Genomic DNA, 14,143 nt, shown 5'->3' on the forward strand with positions numbered 1-14,143 from the left:
GGGAACATCTGGCGACGGCCACACTCAGAACAACGAGAACAGCATTTCCCGCCACCCACACCAAGCCGGAGTAACAATGCCTATCGCATTGCGGCGCGGACGCGCCTTTCTGCTGATGACAATCGCCCTGATCATGTTCGGCGCTTCGAGCGCGCAGGATCAACCGCAGGCGCCGCGCGTGCTGACCCTGGCCCTTGAGGGGCCCATCGGACCAGCCAGCGCGGATTTCATTGTCGAACAACTCGAGCGCGCGGCGAGCTCACGCTCCGAGCTGGTGGTGATCCGCATGGACACCCCAGGCGGACTCGACACCTCGATGCGCACCATCATTCGCGCGATCCTGGCCTCCCCTGTGCCGGTTGCGAGCTGGGTCGGCCCGGATGGAGCACGCGCTGCCAGCGCCGGAACGTTCATCCTGTACGCCTCACACATTGCGGCAATGGCGCCTGCGAGCAACCTCGGGGCAGCCTCACCGGTGGCCATCGGGGCACCCGGCGGCAGCCCCGCAAACGCACCGGACGAAAAGCCGGCAGACGACGCGGACACCTCCAGCCCGGCGCCTGGCAGTGGCCCCAGCAGCGGCGACACCCTCAAGGACAAGGCCACCAACGACGCGGCCGCCTACATCCGCAGCCTCGCGCAGCTGCGGGGACGCGACGCGGATTTTGCCGAGAGCGCAGTGCGCGAAGCGGCCAGCCTGTCCGCCAGCGAAGCGCTCGAAGCCGGCGTGATCGAGTTCGTCGCGAAGAATATGGGTGAGCTGCTGCAAGCCGTCGACGGCCGCGAAATCAAGCTCGACACGGGCGACGCGGTGACGCTTGCCACCGCCGGCGCAAGCGTCGAAGACCGGCAGCCGGACTGGAAACAGCGCGTGCTCGCGCTGCTGTCGAACCCGCAGATCGCACTGGTACTGATGATGATCGGCATCTATGGGCTGTTCTTCGAGTTCACCAGCCCGGGCTTCGGCGTGCCTGGTGTGGCCGGCGCGATTTGCCTCGTCGTCGCGACCTATTCATTCCAGCTGCTCCCGGTCAACTGGGCCGGCGTGGCCTTGGTCGCCTTTGGCGCCATCCTGATGCTGGGCGAGGCCTTCCTGCCCAGCTTTGGTGTCCTCGGCGTGGGCGGGATAGCTGCCTTCATCGTCGGCGGCCTGTTTCTGATCGATACCGCGGCGCCTGGCTTTGGCATCCCGCTGAGCTTCCTGATCGGCATGGCTGCGCTCAGCGCCGCCGCGCTCTTCGCCACCGGCGCGTTCGCGCTCAAAGCGCGTCGACGACGCGTTGTCAGCGGCGCCGAGGAGATGCTCGGGGCCATCGGCGAAATCACCGATTGCAACGAGGATGGCTACCACGCCCTGGTCCATGGCGAACGCTGGCGGGTGCACAGCACGATGCCGATATCCGTGGGTGTCACCGTGCGGGTGATCGCGCGGGACGGCCTGATCCTGGTGGTGGAGCCGGCAACGACTGAATCCGACCAAGGGAGGACTGCACCATGATTTTTAACTTCGACTTCGGCCTTTGGCTCATCGCGATCATCGTGGTCGCGTTGATCCTGAGTACCTTTCGCATCCTGCGCGAATACGAGCGCGGCGTGATCTTCATGCTGGGCCGCTTCTGGAAAGTAAAAGGGCCCGGCCTGATCATCGTGATCCCGGGCATCCAGCAGATGGTCAAGGTGGACTTGCGGGTGGTGACGATGGACGTACCGAGCCAGGACGTCATCTCGCGTGACAACGTCTCCGTCAAGGTCAACGCGGTGCTGTACTTCCGCGTGATGGACCCCGAACGCGCCATCATCCAGGTCGAGAACTATTTCGAGGCAACCAGCCAGCTCGCGCAGACCACCTTGCGCGCCGTACTGGGCAAACACGAGCTCGACGAGATGCTGTCCGAGCGCGACAAGCTCAATAGCGACGTGCAGCAGATTCTCGACGCCCAGACCGACACCTGGGGCATCAAGGTAACCAACGTCGAGATCAAGCACATCGACCTGAACGAAACCATGGTCCGGGCCATCGCCCGTCAGGCGGAAGCGGAGCGCGAACGACGCGCCAAGGTGATTCACGCCGACGGCGAAAAGCAGGCTGCGCAAGCCCTGATGGAAGCGGCCGAAATGCTGTCGCGCCAGCCGGCAGCCATGCAGCTGCGCTATCTGCAGACGCTGACCCAGGTGGCCGGCGACAAGAGCTCGACCCTGGTGTTTCCGGTTCCGGTCGACCTGCTCAGTTCGCTGATGGGTGGCAAGGGCCGGGCCGGCGCCGAAAAGTGACCCGCCTCAGTCGTCGAGGGGGCGGGGACGGCCGCAATTCCAGCATTGTGCGAACTGCCCCTCGATCGCTTCGCCGCACTCGCAACACCAGGGCGGCTGGGGCGGCGCGGCCTCCGCTTGGGCAAGCACGTTGTGCGCGTGCTCGGCGCTCGCGCCGCTTTCGATCCACACCTGTGGACCCGCCTCAATGAAGGGAATGTCGCCCATCGCGCCGCCAAGAAAGGTGTTGCGCACCTCCGCGCGAATCCCGGCTGAGCGCAGCAGGTTGGCACGGTGATGCGCGTCGATCACATCCAGACAGCGCAGCAGCAACTTCATCGCCATACGCGCCTCAGGGCAGCGCGATCACCAGCGCAACAGGCAAGGTCAGCAAGGCGGCGATGTTGCCGACCAGCACCATGGACGCCACGGTCGCCGGCTCCTGGCCGTAACGCTCGGCAAAGATGTAGTTGAGCACCGCCGGCGGCAAGGCGCCGAACACGATCAGCAGCGCGCGCTCCTGCGGCGGCAGGTCAATGAACAGCATCACTGCGAAGGCTAGCGCCACGCCGATGAGGGGGCGCGCCGCGGCGACCAGCACGCCGCGCCCGACCGACTCGATGGTCGAATCAGCCAGTCGCACGCCCAGCGCGAACAGCATCAACGGAATCGAGATTTCGCCGAGCATGCGGATCGACGTGAGCAGCGGCTGCCAGATCTCGATACCGGCAATGGCAACAGCCAGACCGGCGAAGGTCGCCAGCACGGACGGCACACGCCAGACTGTCCAGATGCGGATGCTGTGATCCAGCAGCCAGGCGCCGTAGGAGAAATGCAGCAGGTTGGAGATCATGAACATGACCACCGCCGGCGCCAGAGCCGCATCGCCAAAGGCCAGCACGGCCAATGGCAAGCCAAGGTTGCCGCAGTTATTGAACATGATTGGCGGAACCAGCGTGCGCAGATCGATCTTCAGCGCGCGCGCGAGCCCCCAGGCGGCGAGGCCGGAGCCGATCACCACGATCAGCGTGGCGCTACCAAGCCACAGGAAGCCGCCGATCTCGAACTCGCGATTGGCCAGTGCCGCGAAGACCAGCGCGGGCACGAAGACATCCATGTTGAGCTTGTTGGCCTGCGACAGATCGGGCTTCATGCGCCGTCCGACGAAATAACCCAGCGCGGCGATGGAAAACAGCGGAAAGAGGATTTCGACGATGCGGACGGCGATGTCCATGCTTCAGGCGCTCCGGGCAAGTCTTGCCGCACAAACGAAAGAGGCCGGCTCGATGCCGGCCTCGGTCACGATCTTACGCGATCAGCGTCACAGCACGTAGCGCGCGAGATCCTCACGCTGCGACAGGGTTTCAAGCCGGCTATCGACAAAGGCAGCATCGACGACGAGCGCGTCTACACCAGGCTTGCCGGCGCTGAAGGAAACCTCTTCGAGCAGGCGCTCCATCACCGTGTACAAGCGGCGTGCGCCGATGTTCTCGGTCTTGTCGTTGACCTGGCAGGCGATCTCGGCGAGACGCCGGATGCCGTCGGCCGCAAACTCGAGCCGCACACCATCGGTGGCGAGCAAGGCTTCGTACTGGCGCGTCAGGCAGGCGTCGGTCTGCGTCAGGATGCACTCGAAGTCTTCCACCGACAGGCTTTCGAGCTCGACGCGAATCGGGAAGCGGCCCTGCAGCTCCGGAATCAGGTCACTCGGCTTCGAGAGATGGAAAGCGCCGCTGGCGATGAACAGGATGTGATCGGTGCGCACCATGCCGTACTTGGTAGACACCGTCGTGCCCTCGACCAGCGGCAGCAGATCGCGCTGCACGCCCTGACGGGAAACATCGGCGCCGCCCACATCAGAACGGGCCGCAACCTTGTCGATTTCGTCGAGGAAGACGATGCCGTCCTGCTCGACCGAGCGCAACGCGTCGGCCTTGACCTCTTCGTCGTTGATCAGGCGCGCAGCCTCCTCGTCCGTCAGCACCTTGAGCGCTTCGGCGATCTTCATCTTGCGCAGCTTGGTCCTTCCCTGCCCGAGGTTCTGGAACATGCCCTGAATCTGCTGGGTGAGATCCTCCATGCCCGGCGGCGCGAAGATCTCGGCGCTCATCGGCATTTGCGCGACGTCGATCTCGATCTCCTTGTCGTCGAGTTCGCCCTCACGCAGCTTCTTGCGGAATTTCTGGCGGGTCGCCGAATCGGTCGGCTCCGCGTCGGCATAACCGGTCTGACGAGCCGGTGGCAGCAGTGCGTCGAGCACGCGGTCTTCGGCCGCATCTTCGGCTCGCGTGCGCACCTGGCGCATCGCCGTTTCGCGTGCGCCCTTGATGGCAATCTCGACCAGGTCGCGAATGATGGTTTCCACATCGCGGCCGACGTAGCCGACTTCGGTGAACTTGGTGGCCTCGACCTTGATGAAGGGCGCGTTCGCCAGCCGCGCCAGCCGGCGCGCGATCTCGGTCTTGCCCACGCCGGTGGGGCCGATCATCAGGATGTTCTTGGGCGTGATCTCGCTGCGCAGCGGCTCATCGACCTGCGCCCTGCGCCAGCGATTGCGCAGCGCGATGGCCACGGCGCGCTTGGCCTGGCCCTGTCCGACGATGTGCTTGTCGAGCTCGGAGACGATTTCGGGTGGTGTCATCCAGGTCATGGCTTCAACTCCTCCACGACGTGGTTGTGATTGGTATAGATGCACAGGTCACCGGCAATCGACAGCGCGCGGCGCACGATTTCATCCGGTGGCAGCTCGGTGTTCTCCAGCAGCGCACGCGCCGCTGCCTGGGCATAGGCGCCACCGCTACCGATGGCGACAATCCCCTGCTCGGGCTCGAGCACATCGCCATTGCCGGTGATTACCAGAGAGTGCTCCGCGTCTGCCACGGCAAGCATGGCTTCGAGCCGACGCAACATGCGATCGGTGCGCCAATCCTTGGCCAGCTCGACAGCGCTGCGCAACAGATTGCCCTGATGCTTCTCAAGCTTGGCCTCGAAGCGCTCGACCAGAGTGAACGCGTCGGCCGTGCCGCCGGCAAAGCCCACGAGAATGCGACCATCGTATATGGCACGCACCTTGCGGGCACTGGCCTTGATGACGATGTTGCCGAGGGTGACCTGACCGTCGCCGCCAAGCGCTACGTGGCGCCCGCGCCGCACGGACAGAATGGTCGTGCCGTGATATTGCTCCATGTACTACCTTGAATAATCCGGATGCGCTCAGGGGCGCGGAATGATCTTGGCGACCTGACCGACGCCCATTACATGCAACAGCGCCAACACCATGGCGTTGACGTTGCGCAGGCTTACCTGTCGCCCCTTGGCTTGCAGGGTCGACAATACGTTGAACAAGGTGCCGGCGCTGACGAAATCCATACGCCGCAGGCGCGCGCAGTCGATGACGAGGTCGTTGCGCTTTTCGGAAAGCTCGACGAGACGTCCGAATACGCCGCTGCCACCACCGATGACCTCACCGTCGAAACTCACCGTATCTGCCGCCGGCGCACTGACCACGGCCTCCACCTGAGGAGCCGGTTCGGCCACTGCCGCCACCGGCGCCCACGAGGGCGGTGACTCTTCAAAGGTGATCGCGTAGTCGAGCGCGTACTGCTCGAACCGCTCCTGGTCTCCGCCGTGCTGCAGCAATTCGAGCAGCAACTGCCACGCCGGCTGCTGCTCGGGCGTGCCAACCGCGATCCGCGCCGACAATGCATCGGCCAGCTTGCCTACGTTGGCCAGCGAGACTTTGACGCGATCCCGACGCATTTGCGCAATGGCGTCGAGCACCTCTCGACAGCCGTCGTCGTCGGCGCCGCGCACGGTCTGCAAATCAATACGCACGGCGCCGTTGCGCTGGCCAATCACAAGGTAGGGAGCGAGCTGACGGGACACACCGGCGGCAAGATTGCCGCTCAGGTTCACAGCCGTGGCACCCGAGGCCTTTGCCTTCGGCGCAGCCGCCGCCGACAGGTCTTTCCAGGGCGGCGGAGAGCGCTCGAAACGCGTAGCGTACTCGATGACGCGCGCTTCGAAACGCTCGCGCTGGCCAGTCAGCCGATAGAGATCGAGCAGCATCGTCCACGGCCACTCGTTGCCGGCATGCGTCTCGTCGCGCAATAGCGCGTCCAGCAGTGCCTCCGCTTCGCGGACATTGCCGTTGGCGTACAGAACCGCGACCTCCTCGCAAACGGAGCCGATGCCGGTACTGACTTCCTGTACTTCGACCAGCCCTGCACATTCGTTCAGGGACAACTGGCCCTCATCCAGGATGCTGGATGGCGGCTCCGAATCGATCGAAGGACTGGGGGATTTTCGCTTTGGATTGACTGCCACGCTTGGTTCTGTCGGAAATGAACACGCGTTTTGTAAAAAAGTGCCAAAGAATAGCACCTCACCCATGAAAAGGGGGGTGATCCGGGCAATCCGTTACCGTTGGAAACGGATTGTGCCTTGCACACACACACGACCAGGGCCGCCCCGGATAGAATGCGTGAATGCGCACCAGAGTCAGGTTGCAACCCGTCCCCGGGGACGGCTCATTCACCATATCTGCCCGGGTCTACTACGAGGACACCGATGCGGCCGGCGTCGTTTATTACGCGAACTATCTTCGCTTTTGCGAGCGTGCGCGTACCGAATGGCTGCGCGGGCTGGGCTTCGAGCAGCATGACATGCTGAGCGCACACAAGGTGGCTTTCGTAGTGCGCTCGGTTGAAGCGCAGTATCTGGCCCCGGCTCGGCTCGACGACATGCTGACCATCGCCACACGCATCTCTGACATCGGTCGCGTCAGCATCGGGTTTGCCCAAAGCGTATTGCGTGGCGAGGAACTTCTGTTCGACTCCCGCATCTCTGTGGCCAGCATTGACACCCTGCGCGGCCGCCCCACTGCCATCCCCACGGCGCTCCGCGCCCTGTTGCCCGATACAGCCAATCCAAAATGAACCCTAACGAGACTCTCTCCATCCTGTATCTGATCGGCGAGGCAAGCCTGCTTGTCCAGCTCGTCATGCTGCTGCTGGCCTTGCTGTCGGTCATGTCCTGGTACTGGATCTTCCGAAAGTGGTTCCAGATCCGGGCGATGCGCTCGCGCACGGCGAAGTTCGAACGCGAGTTCTGGAGTGGCGGAGATCTCAACTCGCTATTCCAGACCGCCTCGTCCGCGCGCCACGGAAGTTCAGGCATGGAGCGCATTTTCGAAGCTGGCTACCGCGAGTTCACGAAGCTGCGTGCCAAGAGTCACGATCACGCAGCCATTCTCGACGGCTCGCGGCGTGCCATGCGAGCGACCCAGCAGCGTGAAATGGACGATCTCGAAGCCCACCTGGCGTTTCTCGCATCGGTCGGCTCCGTGGCTCCGTACATCGGTCTGCTCGGCACCGTGTGGGGGATCATGAATGCCTTCCGCGGGCTGGCCAACGTCAGCAGCGCGTCACTCTCGCTGGTCGCACCAGGCATTGCAGAGGCGTTGGTAGCTACCGCCATCGGCCTGTTCGCCGCCATTCCGGCCGTCGTCGCGTATAACCGCTTCACCCACGACATCGACCGCATCGGCATCCGCTTCGAGAGCTTCATGGAAGAATTCTCGAACATCCTGCAACGCCACCTGCGCTGAGCACGGCAAGGAGTCGCCCATGCGCCAGCGTCGTCTAATGAACCAGATCAACGTCGTTCCGTACATCGACGTGATGCTGGTCCTGCTCGTGATCTTCATGGTCACGGCCCCGATGGTCCAGACCGGCTCGATCGATGTGCCGAATGCGTCCAATGTTTCGACACCGCCGCCCGAAGCAGCCACCGTGCGGGTCACGCGTGAAGGCCTGGAGCTGCAACGTACCCCGAACGTGCAGTTCGAGAAGATGGGCGACAGTCAGCTACAGCGCGCCCTGACCGAGATGCATGCCGCCAATCCGGAGCAACCGATCATCGTCGCAGCGGAGAAGAAGATCGAGTACGACCGCGTCATTACGACGCTCGACACTCTGCGCACCATCGGGTTCACCAAGGCGAGCCTGCAAACGCAGTTCGGCAACGGAAGATGATCGACGAGCGGCTGCCCTCCGCGCCTGCGGCCACGGCCGACAAACTGTGGTCGATGGTTCTGGCGATCATCGTCCATGCGGCGCTGGCCATCTTCCTGTTTGTGGGCGTGAGCTGGGAGCTGAAGCCTCCCCCTGCACTGGAAGTAGACCTCATCGGAGCCCCCCAACCGGAAACCCGGCCGGCGGCCCCTGTGCCACGCCCCGCTGAGCCGAAACCTGAGCCGAAACCTGAGCCGAAACCTGAGCCGAAACCTGAGCCGAAACCTGAGCCGAAACCTGAGCCGAAGCCCGAGCCGAAGCCTGAGCCAAAGCCCCAACCGGAACCGGAACCAAAGCCGGCTCCGAAGCCCGAGCCCAAACCGGAACCAAAACCGGCGCCGAAGCCTGAGCCTGAGCCGAAGCCTGAGCCGAAGCCTGAGCCGAAGCCTGAGCCGAAGCCTGAGCCGAAGCCTGAGCCGAAGCCCGAGCCGAAGCCTGAGCCCAAACCGGAGCCGAAGCCTGAGCCGAAGCCCGAACCGCCGCCGAAGCCGGCGCCTACACCTGAGCCGATGATGCCCGACATGTCGCGCATGCTCGACCAGGAGATGCGTCGCGCCCAGGCGGCGAGCGCCCGATCAAGCGCCGAAATGGGCGAATACATCAACATGATCCGTCTGCATGTACGCAGTCAGATCATCATTCCGCCCGGACTAGTCGGGAACCCGGAAGCGCGCTTCCGGGTCATCCAGCGACCGGACGGATCGGTAGCCGCCATCGAACTGACACGCAGCTCGGGCAACCCCGCGCTGGATGCTGCAATCGAACGAGCGATACGCAACGCCAGCCCGTTACCGCTGCCAAACAATCGCGCGCTGTTCGACCGCGAACTTGATCTGACCTTCAAGCCACTGGTCGAATGAACGGATCGAGCCCCCGCACAGCGGACTGAGGGCAGACGCCGAAACATCGGGACACAGGGGGAATGCACATGCTTGGATATACTTTTCGAAACCCGTTACCCCACAGGACAACCATGTCTTCGATCCGCAACCTGATGTGCGCCGCCCTGCTGATGATGTCAGCGCTGGCGCACGCTCAACTCTCGATCGAGATTACCGGCTCGAGCTCCACCCGCTACCCGGTTGCCATTCCGCTTCTTGAGAACGAAGGCGTCCTGCCGGACAGCGTAAGTGACATCGTGCGCGCCGACCTTGAGCGAAGCGGATTGTTCGGCCTGATCGACACTGGCCTGGCGAGCTTCCCCGAATCCGCCATCCCCGACCTGCCCGGCCTGAAGAACAAGGGTGCCGACGCGGTCCTCACGGGCTCGGTCATTCGACTCAATGACGGACGCTTCAGCATCCGCGTGCGCCTGTTCGACACGCACCGGCGCACCGAGATCGGCGCGCTGTCGCTGCATATGAACGCTCGCCAGAATCGCATCACGGCGCATCGCATCGCGGACTTCGTCTACGAGAAGCTGATCGGTGAGCCCGGCTACTTCTCGACCCGCATTGCCTACGTTGTCGTGAAGGGCCAGCGCCACGAGCTGCAGATTGCCGACGCAGATGGTGCCAATCCGCAGCCTGCCCTGATTTCGCGCGAACCAATCATCTCGCCGACCTGGTCGCCGGACGGCAAGCGGCTGGCCTATGTTTCCTTCGAGGCCAAAAAGCCGATCATCTATATCCATGACCTCCCGACGGGGCGGCGCCAGCAGATTGCAAACTTCCGGGGCTCGAACTCAGCCCCCGCGTGGTCGCCCGACGGCCGCCGTCTGGCCATCGTGCTGACCAAAGACGGCCCGTCGCAGATTTATGTCATCAATGCGGATGGCTCCGGCCTGCGCCGCCTGCTGACCTCGCAGAGCATCGACACGGAACCGGCATGGTCACCAGACGGCAAGTCGATCTACTTCACTTCCGACCGCGGCGGCAGCCCGCAGATCTACCGCGTCGGCGTGGATGGCGGTCCGCTGCAACGCGTGACTTTTGACGGTCCATATAACGTTACGCCGCGACTCTCGCCGGACGGACGTCAGCTCGCGTACACGGCACGCCGTGACGGGCGTTCGCAGGTCGCACTACTTGATATTTCTAGCGGCCGCAGTGTGATCCTGACCAACGAGGAAGGTGTAGAATCTCCCAGCTTCTCCCCCAATGGACGCATGATCCTTTATGCTTCGGGGAACGCAAGCCGCGGTGTTCTTTCGGCAGTATCTTCAGACGGTCGCGTGCGGCAGCGACTGACGATTCAGGCGGCAGAAATCAGAGAACCCGCCTGGGGCCCCATTTCCCGATGACATGAAGTCTTCGGTTTTGCAAACACAAGGGAATAAACATGAAAAAAGTTCTCCTGCCGGCACTTCTCGCATCCCTGCTGATCGCTTGCAGTGGAACCGGGGACAAGGCCACCGGATCAGCTGGCGCCTCGGGCAACGGCACCTCGAGCGCAGCGGTTTCCGACGCTTCTGTCTCGCGCAATCAAATGGGCGCACTGGGTAGCGGCGTTGATGCCGCCACTGCCGGCGCCACCGGCGGCATTGCTGCACTGACGGACCCGAACCACATTCTGTCCAGCCGCACCGTGTATTTCGACTTCGATAGCTTCGTCATCAAGTCCGAGTTTGCCTCCCTGATCGAAGCGCACGCAGCCTTCCTCAAGGCCAACGGTCAAATGCGCATGCTGATTCAGGGCAACACCGACGAGCGCGGCAGCCGTGAGTACAACGTTGCTCTGGGCCAGAAGCGTGCCGAAGCTGTCAAACGCGCCCTGGTTCTGCTCGGCGTGAATGACGCTCAGGTCGAATCCGTCAGCCTCGGCGAAGAAAAGCCGCGTTGCACCGAGCAGTCTGAAAGCTGCTGGGGTGAGAACCGCCGCTCCGACATCCTCTACTCCGGCGAGTTCTGATGACAAAGCGCCTCACCTCCGCGCTACTGCTCACGCTCGCGTGCGCGGGCTCCGTGCAGGCGCAAGTTTTCGGATCATCTGAGTCGAAGCAGGTCACAGCCTTGCGGGAAGAGATGAACGCCCGGTTCAACACCACGAGCCGGGCGCATTTCGACCTTCTTAACCAGAACGCGGCGCTTCGCGAGGAAATCGCCAAGCTCCGCGGTCAGGTCGAGTTGCTCACCCACGAGATTGAGTCACTTCGTTCCCGACAGCAGGACTTCTACGTAGACCTCGACGCCCGAATCCTGAAGCTCGAGACTGGCGGAGTGAAGGGCGCGCCCGGCGCTGCCACCAACTCGGTCAATCCGGCCGTCGAGTCTGCAGCCTATGAGGCTGCGCTTGAGTTGCTCAAGAACGGCAAGCATGCGGAATCGCTCAATGCGTTCCGGGCATTCATTGCCGATTACCCGAACAGTACTTTCTCGCCAAACGCCCATTTCTGGGCGGGCAACGCCGCGCTTCAGGCGAAGGACGTCGCTGCAGCGCGCTCGCTGTTCGACACCATCGTCAAGACCTGGCCGAAGGACGACATTGTTCCGGATGCCATGCTTGGTCTCGCCAACAGTCAGTTGTTGCTCGGTGAGCGCCGTGCTGCGCAAGACACTTTGGCGCAGATCATCTCGCGCCATCCCGAGAGCTCTGCGGCTCAAGTAGCGCGTCAGCGCGTCCAGCCATAAGCCTTGTGCTGACAACGGATGAATGCACGTGCCGCGCAACGCGACGATTCGCTGCGCATTACCGAGATCTTTTCGTCCGTTCAGGGTGAGTCTTCACGCGTGGGCTTGCCCACCGTCTTCGTAAGGCTTACCGGCTGCCCTTTGCGCTGCACATGGTGTGACACCGAGTACGCCTTCCAGGGTGGCAGCAGCCGCAAGATCGATGACATCGTGTCAGATGTTGTGGCCTGTGGACTTCGAAACGTATGCGTCACCGGTGGCGAACCCCTCGCGCAGAAGGCCTGCCTGACACTGCTTAGTCGGCTGTGCGATGCTGGCCTGTCGGTTTCTCTTGAAACCAGTGGCGCACTCGACATCGCCGGCGTGGATCCTCGAGTGTCCTGCATCATGGATCTCAAGGCCCCTGGCTCCGGCGAGATGGCACGGAACCGGCTGGAGAATCTTGCCGAGCTGGACGAACGTGATGAGATCAAGTTCGTGCTGGCAGACGAGCGGGATTACCAATGGGCGAGCGAGATGCTTTCAAGCCACGCTCTGCATCAGAAATGCTCGGTACTGTTTTCCCCGGTCGAGGGAGCACTGTCCGCAGCAACACTTGCCGAATGGATCGTACGCGATCGCCTTCCCGTACGCTTCCAGCTTCAACTGCACAAGATCCTCTGGCATGACGCCCGGGGCCGCTAGTCAAACCGCCCTATGAACGAAAGCAGCAACCGCTCCGCCGTCATCCTGCTGTCCGGCGGACTCGATTCCACCACCTGCCTCGCCATCGCTCGCGATGCAGGGTACGACTGCTATGCCCTTTCGGTGGCCTACGGCCAACGCCACTCCGCTGAGCTGTCAGCTTCGCGACGCATTGCCCAACATTTCAATGCACGCGAGCATCGACTCGCCAACGTCAGCCTTGGACAGTTCGGCGGTTCCGCGCTCACCGACCCCAGCATCAAAGTGCCTGTGAATGGAGAGTCAAATTCCGGCATCCCGATCACCTACGTTCCGGCACGTAATACCGTAATGCTGTCGATGGCGCTGGCTTGGGCAGAGGTTGTCGGAGCAAATGATCTGTTCATCGGCGTTAATGCCGTCGATTACTCCGGCTACCCCGATTGCCGCCCCGAGTACATACGGGCCTTTGAAGCGATGGCCAACCTCGCTACGCGCAGCGCTGTTGAAGGCGCACGCTTGCGCATTCATGCGCCTTTGATGCACCTGTCCAAGGCTGAGATCATCCGGCGAGGCACGGCACTGGGCATAGACTACGCCATGACCGTTTCCTGCTATCAGTCCACTGATGAGGGCCTCGCTTGCGGCTCATGCGACGCCTGCCGTCTGCGACGCGAGGGGTTTGATTCAGCCGGCATCGTCGACCCGACTCTGTACAAATGAAATGCGGCCCGCAAGGGCCGCTTCAGTTCCGCTTTGCATTCATTCGCCGTCCCGCATTCGGGCGGTAATCAGTTTCAAGTCGGCCTCTACCGACAGCACGCCAACAACTTCGCGCACGACACGCTCCGCAGCAATGCGCTCAGCTTCATTGACGACGACCCCGTCAAGTTTGATGTGTCCATCACAGGCTGCAATAGCGATATTCACGTGGTCGGTATCGTCATCACTGCGTAATGCCGCCCGAACGTGGGCTTCCATCGCGGCGTTCGCAAGCATCTTGCGAGAGTGCTCGGTCTCCTGAAAGCCCTTCTGCAGAAAACTTCTGATCTGGTCTACACAAGTCGGCACCGAAATCCGGTCGGTGTTGAGCACCATGTCGTACAGCAAGGGGTCGCCCCATCTGACCCCGAAACGCACATCCATGTTGTGCGTGTGGGCTGAATCGCTACGCTTCAACTCTTGACGCACCAACTCCTCGTCGTCCGTATCGAGCCTCTTCATCATCCAGGCAATGCGACTGTCCATTGAGGCGCATACGCGAATGCAGGGGATGTGCGGGATGCTTCGCAACAGGTAGGTGGCGCCCCAGCCCCGGATCACGATGTTGCCCCGGGCAGCGAGCTCGTACACTTCCTCTGCGACATACGTCGATACGTTGCGAGAGTTGGTCGACATGCGATCGAGCATGCCCGCCTTGCCCTCCATGACCCGGCGGATCAAGCTCTTGCGCTTGTGCATCTTCTCGGCAACATGATCCACGACTTCGTGTGTGACCTGTGCCAGCCCCAGCTCTTCGGCGAGCGCCTGGGCGACATCCTTTCCAAGCGAACCCATTTCCTGGTTCATTGCAATAACGGGCATTTC

The 14,143-nt window shown here is 62.6% G+C and carries 18 protein-coding genes; 11 read left to right on the forward strand and 7 right to left on the reverse strand.

Annotation, left to right across the window (positions count from 1 at the left end):
- Positions 1-133 precede the first annotated feature (133 nt).
- On the forward strand, positions 134-1,498 hold the full coding sequence (locus AC6H0N_RS02700; RefSeq protein ID WP_497572511.1) for an NfeD family protein: 1,365 nt from the start codon (positions 134-136) through the stop codon (positions 1,496-1,498).
- A complete protein-coding gene (locus tag AC6H0N_RS02705; protein ID WP_497572512.1) occupies positions 1,495-2,271 on the forward strand; it encodes a slipin family protein in 777 nt (258 codons plus the stop codon). The genes AC6H0N_RS02700 and AC6H0N_RS02705 overlap by 4 nt, the downstream gene beginning before the upstream one ends.
- A gap of 6 nt (positions 2,272-2,277) precedes the next feature.
- Here AC6H0N_RS02705 and AC6H0N_RS02710 read toward each other — a convergent pair whose 3' ends face one another.
- The 5 genes from AC6H0N_RS02710 to AC6H0N_RS02730 form a co-directional block, all read right to left on the reverse strand.
- Positions 2,278-2,589: a putative signal transducing protein gene (locus AC6H0N_RS02710; protein ID WP_497572513.1), complete on the reverse strand. Its 312-nt coding sequence runs from the start codon at positions 2,587-2,589 to the stop codon at positions 2,278-2,280.
- A gap of 13 nt (positions 2,590-2,602) precedes the next feature.
- Positions 2,603-3,478, reverse strand: coding sequence for an AEC family transporter (locus AC6H0N_RS02715; RefSeq protein ID WP_497573236.1), 876 nt, complete (start codon positions 3,476-3,478; stop codon positions 2,603-2,605).
- 93 nt (positions 3,479-3,571) lie between these two features.
- Positions 3,572-4,900, reverse strand: a complete 1,329-nt coding sequence (gene hslU / locus AC6H0N_RS02720; protein WP_497572514.1) for an ATP-dependent protease ATPase subunit HslU — start codon at positions 4,898-4,900, stop codon at positions 3,572-3,574.
- The gene (gene hslV, locus AC6H0N_RS02725) at positions 4,897-5,436 is read right to left on the reverse strand and encodes an ATP-dependent protease subunit HslV (RefSeq protein WP_497572515.1); all 540 of its coding nucleotides are present in this window, start codon (positions 5,434-5,436) and stop codon (positions 4,897-4,899) included. Before hslV ends, hslU begins: the two co-directional genes overlap by 4 nt.
- Before the next feature lie 27 nt (positions 5,437-5,463).
- Positions 5,464-6,495, reverse strand: a complete 1,032-nt coding sequence (locus AC6H0N_RS02730; protein ID WP_497572516.1) for an STAS domain-containing protein — start codon at positions 6,493-6,495, stop codon at positions 5,464-5,466.
- A gap of 242 nt (positions 6,496-6,737) precedes the next feature.
- On the opposite strand from AC6H0N_RS02730, the gene ybgC reads away from it, so the two are divergent.
- The 3 genes from ybgC to AC6H0N_RS02745 are packed head-to-tail and all read left to right on the forward strand — an operon-like array spanning position 6,738 to position 8,285.
- Positions 6,738-7,187, forward strand: coding sequence for a tol-pal system-associated acyl-CoA thioesterase (gene ybgC / locus AC6H0N_RS02735; protein WP_497572517.1), 450 nt, complete (start codon positions 6,738-6,740; stop codon positions 7,185-7,187).
- Positions 7,184-7,858: a protein TolQ gene (gene tolQ / locus AC6H0N_RS02740; RefSeq protein ID WP_497572518.1), complete on the forward strand. Its 675-nt coding sequence runs from the start codon at positions 7,184-7,186 to the stop codon at positions 7,856-7,858. Before ybgC ends, tolQ begins: the two co-directional genes overlap by 4 nt.
- A gap of 19 nt (positions 7,859-7,877) precedes the next feature.
- Positions 7,878-8,285 (forward strand): ExbD/TolR family protein, encoded by a 408-nt coding sequence (locus AC6H0N_RS02745; protein WP_497572519.1) that lies wholly within the window; start codon positions 7,878-7,880, stop codon positions 8,283-8,285.
- On the opposite strand, the gene AC6H0N_RS02750 is transcribed toward AC6H0N_RS02745, so the two are convergent.
- Entirely contained in the window at positions 8,242-8,847 is a 606-nt protein-coding gene (locus AC6H0N_RS02750; protein WP_497572520.1) for a hypothetical protein, read from the reverse strand. The two genes, AC6H0N_RS02745 and AC6H0N_RS02750, sit on opposite strands and share 44 nt — an antisense overlap.
- On the opposite strand from AC6H0N_RS02750, the gene AC6H0N_RS02755 reads away from it, so the two are divergent.
- The 6 genes from AC6H0N_RS02755 (at position 8,846) to queC (ending at position 13,279) form a co-directional block, all read left to right on the forward strand.
- Complete coding sequence (locus AC6H0N_RS02755; protein ID WP_497572521.1) at positions 8,846-9,184, forward strand: energy transducer TonB; 339 nt, start codon at positions 8,846-8,848, stop codon at positions 9,182-9,184. The two genes, AC6H0N_RS02750 and AC6H0N_RS02755, sit on opposite strands and share 2 nt — an antisense overlap.
- A 113-nt stretch (positions 9,185-9,297) precedes the next feature.
- Entirely contained in the window at positions 9,298-10,566 is a 1,269-nt protein-coding gene (gene tolB, locus AC6H0N_RS02760) for a Tol-Pal system beta propeller repeat protein TolB (RefSeq protein WP_497572522.1), read from the forward strand.
- A gap of 38 nt (positions 10,567-10,604) precedes the next feature.
- Positions 10,605-11,174: a peptidoglycan-associated lipoprotein Pal gene (gene pal, locus AC6H0N_RS02765; RefSeq protein ID WP_497572523.1), complete on the forward strand. Its 570-nt coding sequence runs from the start codon at positions 10,605-10,607 to the stop codon at positions 11,172-11,174.
- A complete protein-coding gene (gene ybgF / locus AC6H0N_RS02770) occupies positions 11,174-11,893 on the forward strand; it encodes a tol-pal system protein YbgF (RefSeq protein ID WP_497572524.1) in 720 nt (239 codons plus the stop codon). Before pal ends, ybgF begins: the two co-directional genes overlap by 1 nt.
- Before the next feature lie 18 nt (positions 11,894-11,911).
- The gene (gene queE, locus AC6H0N_RS02775; RefSeq protein ID WP_497572525.1) at positions 11,912-12,577 is read left to right on the forward strand and encodes a 7-carboxy-7-deazaguanine synthase QueE; all 666 of its coding nucleotides are present in this window, start codon (positions 11,912-11,914) and stop codon (positions 12,575-12,577) included.
- A 12-nt stretch (positions 12,578-12,589) separates the two neighbouring features.
- The gene (gene queC, locus AC6H0N_RS02780; protein WP_497572526.1) at positions 12,590-13,279 is read left to right on the forward strand and encodes a 7-cyano-7-deazaguanine synthase QueC; all 690 of its coding nucleotides are present in this window, start codon (positions 12,590-12,592) and stop codon (positions 13,277-13,279) included.
- Between the two features lie 39 nt (positions 13,280-13,318).
- On the opposite strand, the gene AC6H0N_RS02785 is transcribed toward queC, so the two are convergent.
- Positions 13,319-14,140, reverse strand: coding sequence for a cytidylate kinase-like family protein (locus AC6H0N_RS02785; protein ID WP_497572527.1), 822 nt, complete (start codon positions 14,138-14,140; stop codon positions 13,319-13,321).
- Between the last annotated feature and the right edge of the window lie 3 nt (positions 14,141-14,143).

Source organism: Pseudazoarcus sp. NS34 (assembly GCF_059703725.1).

Bases quoted from the DNA above. Each gene is read 5' to 3' on its own strand.
- AC6H0N_RS02700 (WP_497572511.1), top strand. From the start codon at position 134: ATGTTCGGCGCTTCGAGCGCGCAGGATCAACCGCAGGCGCCGCGCGTG.
- AC6H0N_RS02705 (WP_497572512.1), top strand. From the start codon at position 1,495: ATGATTTTTAACTTCGACTTCGGCCTTTGGCTCATCGCGATCATCGTG.
- AC6H0N_RS02710 (WP_497572513.1), bottom strand. From the start codon at position 2,589: ATGAAGTTGCTGCTGCGCTGTCTGGATGTGATCGACGCGCATCACCGT.
- hslU (WP_497572514.1), bottom strand. From the start codon at position 4,900: ATGACCTGGATGACACCACCCGAAATCGTCTCCGAGCTCGACAAGCAC.
- hslV (WP_497572515.1), bottom strand. From the start codon at position 5,436: ATGGAGCAATATCACGGCACGACCATTCTGTCCGTGCGGCGCGGGCGC.
- ybgC (WP_497572517.1), top strand. From the start codon at position 6,738: ATGCGCACCAGAGTCAGGTTGCAACCCGTCCCCGGGGACGGCTCATTC.
- tolQ (WP_497572518.1), top strand. From the start codon at position 7,184: ATGAACCCTAACGAGACTCTCTCCATCCTGTATCTGATCGGCGAGGCA.
- AC6H0N_RS02745 (WP_497572519.1), top strand. From the start codon at position 7,878: ATGCGCCAGCGTCGTCTAATGAACCAGATCAACGTCGTTCCGTACATC.
- AC6H0N_RS02755 (WP_497572521.1), top strand. From the start codon at position 8,846: ATGTCGCGCATGCTCGACCAGGAGATGCGTCGCGCCCAGGCGGCGAGC.
- AC6H0N_RS02750 (WP_497572520.1), bottom strand. From the start codon at position 8,847: ATGTCGGGCATCATCGGCTCAGGTGTAGGCGCCGGCTTCGGCGGCGGT.
- tolB (WP_497572522.1), top strand. From the start codon at position 9,298: ATGTCTTCGATCCGCAACCTGATGTGCGCCGCCCTGCTGATGATGTCA.
- pal (WP_497572523.1), top strand. From the start codon at position 10,605: ATGAAAAAAGTTCTCCTGCCGGCACTTCTCGCATCCCTGCTGATCGCT.
- ybgF (WP_497572524.1), top strand. From the start codon at position 11,174: ATGACAAAGCGCCTCACCTCCGCGCTACTGCTCACGCTCGCGTGCGCG.
- queE (WP_497572525.1), top strand. From the start codon at position 11,912: ATGAATGCACGTGCCGCGCAACGCGACGATTCGCTGCGCATTACCGAG.
- queC (WP_497572526.1), top strand. From the start codon at position 12,590: ATGAACGAAAGCAGCAACCGCTCCGCCGTCATCCTGCTGTCCGGCGGA.
- AC6H0N_RS02785 (WP_497572527.1), bottom strand. From the start codon at position 14,140: ATGCCCGTTATTGCAATGAACCAGGAAATGGGTTCGCTTGGAAAGGAT.